At 56.5% G+C, this 9,172-nt stretch carries 12 protein-coding genes and 1 tRNA gene; 2 read left to right on the top strand and 11 right to left on the bottom strand.

Features of this window, described 5'->3' with window-relative positions; genetic code table 11:
• Nucleotides 1-275 (bottom strand): aminotransferase class I/II-fold pyridoxal phosphate-dependent enzyme (locus EXR70_23825; GenBank protein MSP41525.1); only part of this gene is annotated, 275 nt, incomplete at its 3' end.
• A gap of 76 nt (nt 276-351) precedes the next feature.
• On the opposite strand from EXR70_23825, the gene radA reads away from it, so the two are divergent.
• The gene (gene radA / locus EXR70_23820; GenBank protein ID MSP41524.1) at nt 352-1,713 is read left to right on the top strand and encodes a DNA repair protein RadA; all 1,362 of its coding nucleotides are present in this window, start codon (nt 352-354) and stop codon (nt 1,711-1,713) included.
• A gap of 236 nt (nt 1,714-1,949) precedes the next feature.
• Nucleotides 1,950-2,035, top strand: a tRNA-Leu gene (locus EXR70_23815).
• 84 nt (nt 2,036-2,119) lie between these two features.
• Here the strand turns inward: EXR70_23815 and EXR70_23810 are convergent.
• The 10 genes from EXR70_23810 to EXR70_23765 all read right to left on the bottom strand — a co-directional run bounded on the left by EXR70_23810 (nt 2,120) and on the right by EXR70_23765 (nt 8,815).
• Nucleotides 2,120-3,220, bottom strand: a complete 1,101-nt coding sequence (locus tag EXR70_23810) for a site-specific integrase (protein ID MSP41523.1) — start codon at nt 3,218-3,220, stop codon at nt 2,120-2,122.
• Nucleotides 3,217-3,399, bottom strand: a complete 183-nt coding sequence (locus EXR70_23805) for a helix-turn-helix domain-containing protein (GenBank protein MSP41522.1) — start codon at nt 3,397-3,399, stop codon at nt 3,217-3,219. The genes EXR70_23810 and EXR70_23805 overlap by 4 nt, the downstream gene beginning before the upstream one ends.
• A 35-nt stretch (nt 3,400-3,434) precedes the next feature.
• Nucleotides 3,435-3,794, bottom strand: coding sequence for a DNA-binding protein (locus tag EXR70_23800; protein ID MSP41521.1), 360 nt, complete (start codon nt 3,792-3,794; stop codon nt 3,435-3,437).
• 23 nt (nt 3,795-3,817) lie between these two features.
• Entirely contained in the window at nt 3,818-4,120 is a 303-nt protein-coding gene (locus EXR70_23795) for a hypothetical protein (protein ID MSP41520.1), read from the bottom strand.
• Complete coding sequence (locus tag EXR70_23790) at nt 4,117-4,434, bottom strand: hypothetical protein (GenBank protein MSP41519.1); 318 nt, start codon at nt 4,432-4,434, stop codon at nt 4,117-4,119. The genes EXR70_23795 and EXR70_23790 overlap by 4 nt, the downstream gene beginning before the upstream one ends.
• A gap of 2 nt (nt 4,435-4,436) precedes the next feature.
• Nucleotides 4,437-6,728, bottom strand: a complete 2,292-nt coding sequence (locus EXR70_23785; GenBank protein MSP41518.1) for an ATP-binding protein — start codon at nt 6,726-6,728, stop codon at nt 4,437-4,439.
• Nucleotides 6,722-7,021 (bottom strand): hypothetical protein, encoded by a 300-nt coding sequence (locus EXR70_23780; GenBank protein ID MSP41517.1) that lies wholly within the window; start codon nt 7,019-7,021, stop codon nt 6,722-6,724. Before EXR70_23780 ends, EXR70_23785 begins: the two co-directional genes overlap by 7 nt.
• Nucleotides 7,018-7,260, bottom strand: a complete 243-nt coding sequence (locus EXR70_23775; protein MSP41516.1) for a DNA-binding protein — start codon at nt 7,258-7,260, stop codon at nt 7,018-7,020. Before EXR70_23775 ends, EXR70_23780 begins: the two co-directional genes overlap by 4 nt.
• 113 nt (nt 7,261-7,373) lie before the next feature.
• Complete coding sequence (locus tag EXR70_23770; protein MSP41515.1) at nt 7,374-8,096, bottom strand: hypothetical protein; 723 nt, start codon at nt 8,094-8,096, stop codon at nt 7,374-7,376.
• A gap of 521 nt (nt 8,097-8,617) precedes the next feature.
• The gene (locus EXR70_23765) at nt 8,618-8,815 is read right to left on the bottom strand and encodes a DNA-binding protein (protein ID MSP41514.1); all 198 of its coding nucleotides are present in this window, start codon (nt 8,813-8,815) and stop codon (nt 8,618-8,620) included.
• Between the last annotated feature and the right edge of the window lie 357 nt (nt 8,816-9,172).

Below are 9,172 nucleotides of genomic sequence, written 5' to 3'. Positions count from 1 at the left end.
AGTTTGGCTTCCAATTCCTCGTGCAGCGTCATGTTGCCGGAAATCAGCCGCGACGCCCCCGAACCGCAGCCGTACCGGTCGATGGCGCTCTTCGCCGCCGCCGCCAGCGCCGGATGATTGGCGATGCCGAGATAATTGTTCGACGAGAAGTTGATCACCTCGCGGCCGTCGAGCATGAGCGTCGGCCCTTGGTCGCCATCCACCGAGCGCAGTTGGCGATAAAGCCCGGCGTCTTTGATCTGCTGTAACTCCAAATCGAGAAAGTCGGCGCGCATGGAAGGGGAATTATTGCATCAACGGTGCATTTATCAACCTAGCGATGGCCGGGGCTTTCCTGCTATAAAACTCACCATGGCCAAAGCTAAGTCCGTCTTCGCCTGTCAGAATTGCGGTAGCCAATCGCCCAAGTGGCTGGGCAAATGTCCCGACTGCAATCAATGGAACACCTACGCCGAGGAGCATTTCGAGAAAACTACCTCCAGCCGCAGCGAGTTGAGCCTCGGCAGCAGGGAAGAACCCACCTCCATCGGCGACATCGACATGGCGGAGGAAGGCCGGGTGCAGTCGGGCATCGGCGAGTTCGACCGCGTGCTCGGCGGCGGCCTGGTGCCGGGCTCGGTGATCTTGATCGGCGGCGACCCCGGCATCGGCAAGTCGACGCTAATACTCCAGGCGGTCGCCGCGGTGAGCCAAAAAGGCCTCACCTGCCTCTACGTTTCCGGCGAGGAATCCCAGCGGCAGATTAAAATGCGCGCCGAGCGCTTGGGCGTCGACTCGCCCAAACTGCTGGTGCTGAGCGAAACTTCGCTGGAGCGAATCCTCGAACAAGTGAAGAAGATCAAGCCCGGCTTGCTGGTGATCGATTCCGTGCAAACCATGTTCACCTCGACCATTCCATCGGCGCCGGGCAGCATTGCTCAGGTACGTGAGACCTCCGGATCGATTATCGTACTGGCCAAGAAAACCGGGCTGACGACGTTCCTCATTGGCCATGTCACCAAGGACGGCGCCATCGCCGGACCGCGCCTGCTCGAACATATGGTCGACACCGTGCTCTATTTCGAAGGTGAGCGCGGCCATAGTTTCAGAATCCTGCGCGCGGTCAAAAACCGCTTCGGCTCGACCAACGAGATCGGCGTGTTTGAAATGAAAGAGGCCGGCCTCGCCGAGGTCAGCAATCCGTCAGAAATATTTTTGATGGAACGGCCGCTGCAAGTGCCCGGCTCCGCCGTGGTTTGCAGCATCGAAGGCACCAGACCAATTTTAGTCGAATTGCAGGCGCTGGTGTGCCGGTCGTTTCTCGCCGTGCCCCGGCGCACCACCATCGGCGTCGACCACAATCGCGTCGCCTTATTGGTCGCGGTGTTGGAAAAAAAGCTCGGCGCCAAGCTATTCGACCAAGATATCTTTGTGAATGTCGCCGGCGGCGTCCATGTCGACGAGCCGGCGGTGGACCTGGGCGTCATCGTCGCCATCGCATCGAGCAGCCGCGAAGCCGCCCTCGACCCCAAAACGGTCTTCTTCGGTGAAGTCGGCCTGGCCGGCGAAGTCCGCGGCATCGCCCAGGCCGAAACCAGAGTCAAAGAAGCCGGCAAACTCGGCTTCGAACGCTGCATCCTGCCAACAAGTAACGTCGCCCAGCTCAAACATATCAAACAGCCCAAACTCGCCGCCGTCAGCTCCATTCAAGAATGTTGGAAGCTGCTTTTCTGAAGGGATTCGGAGTATCTCTCGCAAAGGCGCAAAGCTCGCAAAGTTCGGAACCTGATCGCAGAGACTCGTCCAAACACTCCCCTCCTAACTTTGCGCCTTTGCGCCTTTGCGCCTTTGCGAGAGAAATTTCCGAATCTGCAAGCGTGCAGAGCCACGAACCTAACAGTCAGCAGCCGCGCCGCTCTTGAAACCGCCTCAACTGTTGGTTATCAATATGGCTCCGCATTGCTCCTCACGCCGGAGTGGTGGAATGGCAGACGCGCCGGACTCAAAATCCGGTAGGGGTAACCCTGTGCGGGTTCAAGTCCCGCCTCCGGCACCAAACAAATCAATAACTTATTCGGTGCGCCTACCATACCCCGCTCTTCCTTGTGCCTGAATTGTGCCCGTCCTGTGCCCAAACGCATTAGACTGACCTGGTTGAAATCGAAACCACTTTTTTCGTCGATGGCTGCGCCTGTATGTGCGTCCAGGTCTTGAGCGCCGCCTGCTTTAGATCGTCCTCGCTGACGATATTGTAGCGATCAAACACGCTGCGCGTCTTGTGACCGCTTATCATCATCGCTACTCGCTCAGGCACACCGGCGCGAACCATGTTCCGAACCGCCGTGCGCCGGAAGTCGTGAAAGATTCGTCCTTCCAGCCCGACAGCCTTACAAGCCCTATCCCAAGCTTCGCTAAAGTCCTTGATAGGCCGACCGCGCCGGTGAAACACATACGCACAGATCAGCGCCGGTGACTGATTCGGAATCTCGGCCACCCCGCGCCGCTGCCATTGCTGCTCGATCAATTCCAGCAACTCGCCATCAAGGACTAGCGTCCTACCCGCACCGCTCTTGGTCGTGCCGGGATCAAGCTTGACGATCCGGTTATCTACGTCTACCTGCTTCCAGAGCAAGCTTAGAATCTCGCTCTTCCGCCAGCCAGTGTAATAAGCGAACGTCAACAGGGGCTGAAGTTCAGCCGAGAATTGAGCGCGGAATGCGACGAACTCGGCATGTTCAAAGAACCCCCGGCGGACGTTGTTCTCGGCCAGCATCGGGATATAGGGCTTGCGGTAGATTTTCTCAGCTTGGATGCCAATGTTAAACATCCGTTTCAGCGCCGCCATTTCCCGGTTAATACTCGCATTGCTGGCCTTCTCCTCTAACCGCCGCGCCACGTATTGCTTGATAACATCGGTGCCTAGCTCATGCGCCCGGATATGGCCGAGCACCGGCAAAAGATGCTTCAAGCGAAACTCCAAGTCATCGCCGCTCGCCTTGCCGTTCACCTTGTAGTCGTTGCGAATATCCTCCGCCAGGTCGTTCACCGTGACCTTCTCCACCTGCGGGCTGGTGAATCGTCCCACCGCGATTTGGCCAAGCTTGCGTCTAAGAAACTTCTTGGCGTCGGCCTCTTGTTTACAGTGCGTGTTCTCCCTGAGCGGTTTCCCGTTCAGGTAATACTTGCACCAGTACACGGCGCCGTGCGGATACACGCTGCCGCTACCTCTGGTTCGTTTCATGATTTTCCTCCTGCCTTAACGAGCAGGAATCTAACGGCAAGTTCGGTTGTCTTGACCACCGGGAGTTCGTCCCGCTCCATGCGCGCAATCGTGTTTTTATGCAGTTCCAACTGCGCCCCGAGTTCGCGCTGCGTCAATTGCAATCGTCGCCTTGCCCGCCTTAGTTCTTGACCCGTCATAGTATCCGTAACGTATTCTTTCTATGGGGCGATTGTCAAGAACCATTCTTGCGATCGAGCCACTTTTTTAGCTGCGCGGGGGAAAACTTGCGATACTTGCCGAGCTTTACGGATGGAATCTTGTTTGCTCTCGCTTGACTGTAAATGTAGCCAACATCGACGCCGAGAATTTCCGCGACCTTTTCCGCCTCAAGCAACGGTTCAAGCGTGGCGCTTTGCTCGCCGCGCTTTTGAATTTCGCCACGGATAGAGCGCACGTCCTGAAGCCCAACAAGAAAGGCATCTTCCAGCTTTACCAGGCGGGTAAGAATTTCTGGAAGGTCCACTCTATACCTCGACCGCTTGCTCGATGGTCGGTTTGAGCATCGCAGCGAAAGCGTCCGCGAGAAGGGCAGGTGATGTTTCGTTCATAGTCACTTCACCGTCCGTAACGTTTCGCCATCGCCGACGCCCTCGCTTTGGCGGCGCGCTTTCTCAGCAGCGAAAGTAATCCCTCCAAATTTTGATCGGATTCGAGTTCGTAGGGGCTCAAGAAATGGTCGAGAAATTTGTCAACGTCGTCGGCTGTGAAGATAAGCTCCAAGGCGGCACCGCGTCGGCGATAGTGCCCGTTTAATAAGCCGGCCTTACGCCAACGATAAACTTGGCGCTTGGACCGGCCAGTCAACGCGGCAATGTCGCACACCCAGTAAAGTTCCCGTCGTGCGATATTATTTTTCATCGTTCGTGTTGCACCTTGGGGACGACTACGGTGCGTCTTTTGGGTGCCTTTTGGGCGTCGCTGTGAACCTCGCGCAATGCGCGAAGGGCATCGTCTAGGAACACCAGAACTGGCCCGTAGCGCCTGCCGTTTTTGTCCACCGCGCGGCGCTGGGGGGTCTCACCCCTACTCAGCATTTGGGTTACGGCTTCGGCGGGCAGTTCTAGGGCTTTGGCCAGCGCTTCGATGTCGGCGGGGATAACGAAGCGGCGGAACGGCTTAAATTTGTGTCCGCAGGGGCACTGAATTTCGGGGACAGCGTCCGGTTTGTGCATCTTCATTCCTCCTCGGCGGGTGCTTCATTCCATGGATCGCAGGCAGAAAAACTTTGAAAACTGCCGTTATTACTGTCCATGCTGTCTTTACTGTCCAAACTCGACGCTGTTTCGGACGGCAAGACGGCATTGACGGCATATTCCGGCGTTTTTCTGGTGATGGTAATTAGCCGTTTTCCTGTTTTCGCGAATTCGATAGTCCACTCCCCGGCTACAAGGTTGGGTTTAATCTCGCGCAGCTGGCGTCCCAAGGCCGACGCCGAGCCGGGAAAGGATTTTGCTGGGACTTTCAGCTCCTCGGCCTTTGCTTTGAGCACGGCGAAAAGCTCGCTCGCCGATCCTTTCCATTCCGCGCCATCGTCGATTGCGGCAAATAAGGTTGTTGCAACAACCGACGCTTCGATGGCTTCTTCGTTCTGACGCGAGACGTTGATCGTGTAGGTATCTCGAAATGCGGCGGGATCGCGCCCTGCGCCTAACTCAGCGGCCATCGCCCAGGCGGCAAAATCCGCCATTCTCGGCAGCGCGGTAAACTTCATGTTGTCGTAGACTCTGATCGCGCCGGCCAGATTATCGAGAAGCGCGCCGAACAGCGCCGGCTTGGCTTGTTGAAATTCAACGTCCAACTCGCGCTCGCGCCGCCGTATGTCGTCGGGGATTCGTTCGACGGCAACGATCAGCGAGCGATCTAGCAAGTCCGGCTTGGTTACAGAAAGGCCGATTCCCGTGAGGATAACTAGGCGCTGGTACGCGAATAAAATATCTTCGCCATCGGTATAGAGCTGGCGCTTGGTAAAGCCTTCCCCAGTGACGGCCCGGCAAAGCAGATCGCTAAACCAATCGCCGACTGTTGTTAGGTTGTCGAAGATCGCGCAATAATGATGGGAAAGCCCCTGCACGATTTCGCTTTCATCTTTACCGCGCAGCATCGACATGCCGGATGGATCGATCAACTCTCGCAGCCGTTTTGCAATCGTCGATTTACCGGCGCCTTGATCGCCGTGCAGCACCAAGGCGGGACGCGGGATATTAGGATTTAGTCCGGCGCCGATCCACGCGCGCAAAAGTTTGCGATCCGTGCCGTCTTTCACATTGATAAACTTGAACAGGTCGTCAAGATTACCGCCGCTTTCGGGATCGGCCTGAGCCCTCATGTGCCGGTGCCGAATAAATCGCACTGGCGGCTTATCGACAATTCGCCAGCCGTTTGCGAAAATTTCTACAGCGCGCCATTTTTCGTCGCACAGATCGTAGTATAACGAAGCCCCGCACCACGCGGTTCGCAGATGTACGTCATGCGTCTCGCCGTCGAACCGGGCTTTCGCTTCGAGCAGATTTAAAGCGGTTTGAGTTGCTTCGTTGCTCGGCGCTTTGCCGGTTTGTTGGTAGAAAATTTGAATCAACCAACTCCGCGTCGCCCGTGAACGGACTGGCCAGTTTTCACGATGGCCATTCATTGGAAAAGAAATATGGGCTTCGTCGGTCGAAGTGTGGAATAGTTCCGCGCCGCCCTGAAGGGCGATCTCGATGAGCTTGTCCCCCTGGTTGGGCCTCGCGTCGCCCCCGCGTTCACTTGCCCGGTTGGGCTCGAAAATGTCGCGGTAATCTTTCCACTTCTTATCGGCGCAACTGTCGTGTTTACACTTGAAACTCAACGCCCCGTCTGAGTGCTGGCCAATATTTACCTCGCCGTGGTTGTGCTCGGAATTGAATGGGCAGGCCTCCAGGATGTGCAACTGCCAATCGTTCCATTGCTTTGTGGACTTAATGGCAATCTCGTGGCGAGCGATGAAATCGTCGAGGTTAAAAGAAGGTTGATTCTTATTGTCGCCTCTCGGCTGATGTTTTGGCGCTTCGGGCGCAAGCGCGGCCAGTTTCTCAAGCACTTCACGAGGCGTGGGGGTGACGCTTTCAGGGACGATGAGAAGCCGCGCGATGCGATGCGGGCGGTCGGGGGGTGAATCGCCTTTTGCCGCCAAGGTGCCGTAGAGTTTTAAGGGCCGGTTCGCGTCGTACACGCCGCGATCAACCTTAACCATGTCATTGTCGAATTTTAGCGCGAGTGTTTCAAGGCATTTTTTTACCAACCGCGTTGCCTCGTCATCGTTCGGCAGTTCGACGCGAACGTCGATATGCGCGCCGTTGCCGCTGTCGGCGGACACGAGCGAATCGACGGGAAAGCCAAACTCTATTAAGTAATCATAGCAACGGCGCCCTACCGCCAACGCCGCTTCGTGCTCGTCGTTCGTCGAGCTGATGCCCGATGCACGCTTGGCGTCTAAGTCTATTAGCATCCAACACCGACGCTGGATGTCATCGCCCGACGTGGTTTTTTTACGTGCGTTTTTACGCAATTGTACGCGCGGGCGTGAAGCTCGGATTTGCACGGGTTGGGCAAAATATAGACGCCGGGTGCTTGGCCGCTCCATTGCGCGGCTGCTTTTGTACCCTCGGCCAAATGGTCAGAATCGAAATAGCCGCTGACGGTGCCATCGCGCTTTGTTTCCGGCACACGCATTTCCCGAACCTCGCCGGGCTCAAAGAAAAGTTTTAGCGTGCGCTCGATTTCGGCCTTGTCGAAATTCATCGCGACACCTTCGCTCCGGCTTGCTCAATCGCGGCAGCAGGCGGCAAGCCCTTTAACAAGCGCCGCACTTCGTCGGCGTCGAATCGAATCGTCCGCCCTATTCGGACGAACGGCAAGGCGCCGCGTCGTGCCAGGGTGTAAACGGTGCCGGGTTGCATCTTTAAAATTTCGGCGACTTCATCGGCGCGAAGTAGATTCACACGCCGATCGCAGGGCGGGGCGTCGTGGGTGTTTTGCATCATGGTTCAACAGTAGCCGCGCGGCCGCGCTGGGGCGAGCGACACGGCGCATAAAGACGGTTAAAAAAGTACCAGAATAAGCGAAGGCCGGGCTTTCTGGAAAAGCGTTGCTCTCAGGCCGGCAAACTCGCAACACGGTGCTTCGCGGCGGCTGAAAGCCAAGCACTTACTGCTCGGCGCCACCGCTTAAATTTTGCCCGGTGCTCGCGACAAGCTTCGTCGAGCGTATTTATCGACTTCCCCTTGGCCGCGTCGCCGTAGAAACACATGCCGATTATTCGACAAACCAAATCCCGGCGCGGCTTGTTCAGCGTTTTTCTAAACCAGCCCGCCAACACGTCGGCAAAAAACGTTTCAACGTGGTACTTCGCTCTGGTAGCGGCGAATTGATCGAGTAGGGTTAAGCCTGCAACGAATGTTTTTGCATCACCGGATTCGAGAAAAGGGTGAGTAAGTTTCGCCGCCAGGGCGGCATCGGTTAGCGGCGCGTTAGCTAGGTTCATCAACTCGTCGGCCTGAGTATTAAGCACAAACCCGAAAGGCGACGCTTTGATTTTCCCGATCAAAGCGGAAACTTGTTGCAATTCGTCGCGAGACTTGGCCGAGCTTAGATGTCCCGCCGGCTTCGGCTGGTATCGCTTGATAGCGCCGGCAAACAAGGCGCAATCGATCAACCAATAAGTGCCGTGATGGAGCCGCTCGCGCACCATGAGATCGCGAAAAAAATCATGCAGAATCTTGGCGTCACCGGTTGTGCTGAACACGCTATCGTTCCAAAGATGCGCAAATTCATCGGCGGTAAGAACTAGCGCGCTTGTCTCTTTTTCTTGTTTCATTGCGGCGCCCCCCTTTTTGCTGGCGCCATCGCCGCGAGGCGCTCTAGCGCTGAGACAGACACGACGCCTGTCTTTGCTCGTCGCCTTTCAAACCCCGGCCTGTCGCGGGCCTCAAAGTCCGGCCCGGTTTCCACGATGACATAGCCGCGCGCCCAGCATGGGCAGTGCTGGCCGCGATGCCCGTTGCCTTCGCCATGGCGCGGCCCGACTGCCCCATGAGAGTTGACTACGCGGCAGCATGGACACGTGAAGTAAAGCGAAATGCCGTCGTCGCTGCGCGTGGCCTCGAACGTCGGACATTCGGTGACTTCTTCGATATTCCAGGGGCGCCAAAAAGGGCCGTCCCAGTGCCGACAACGAGGGCGTTCTCTGCGTCTTGCTGGGTTTACTCGGGTGGGATAAGTTGGCGTTGTCATTGTTGTGCCTCCGTAAGTTCGCCGCGCCCCGCCGCCACAGCCAGGCGCGCCGATGTTGTTTCGCTACGCCTCTTCCAGCAGAATTGCCGGACGAGGCGTTGCTATTTATGGTTTTGCGTCCAGCGTCTTTAACCTGGCGTCATTCTTGTTGACGTGGACTAGCGCTTTTATTTCTTCTGGATCGATTCGGATGGCGCGCTCGCCGATTCGATAGAAAGGCCAGCGCCCCGTTCTAACTTGCCGCCTGATATGCTCATGCGAGCAATCGAGTTCTTCCGCCGCCAATTTTAAGGTGCACAGCATGTCCGGTTCTCCTTTCTAGGTACAATCACCCAAATTGAAAACTTGACTCTCAGCTCAAAAAAAAGAGGACTCGCCGGCACGGGATAATCCCGCACATGAGAGTCCTCTTCACAAAAAAGTCAGACGCCGGCCACTGCCGATCAATCTTACTTCGTGTGCCTACAAGCTAAATTAGATTGCCCCGCACGTCAACTCCTAACTGCTCCGCCCCCCCGTGTCAGACTAGTTGTCGCCTTGTTATGATCTTTAACTTTGGGGCATAAGGAATAAATATGGCACGTTACGCAGAGACATTGAAGAACAGAGTAGTTGCAAAGTTGTTACCGCCTGAGAGCGCCAGTGTGAGCGCGATAGCGA

Source organism: Deltaproteobacteria bacterium, from assembly GCA_009692615.1.
GTDB lineage: Bacteria > Desulfobacterota > Binatia > UBA9968 > UBA9968 > DP-20.
The sequence above is the reverse complement of the archived record's forward strand: the minus strand, read 5'-3'. Positions and strand labels throughout refer to the sequence as shown.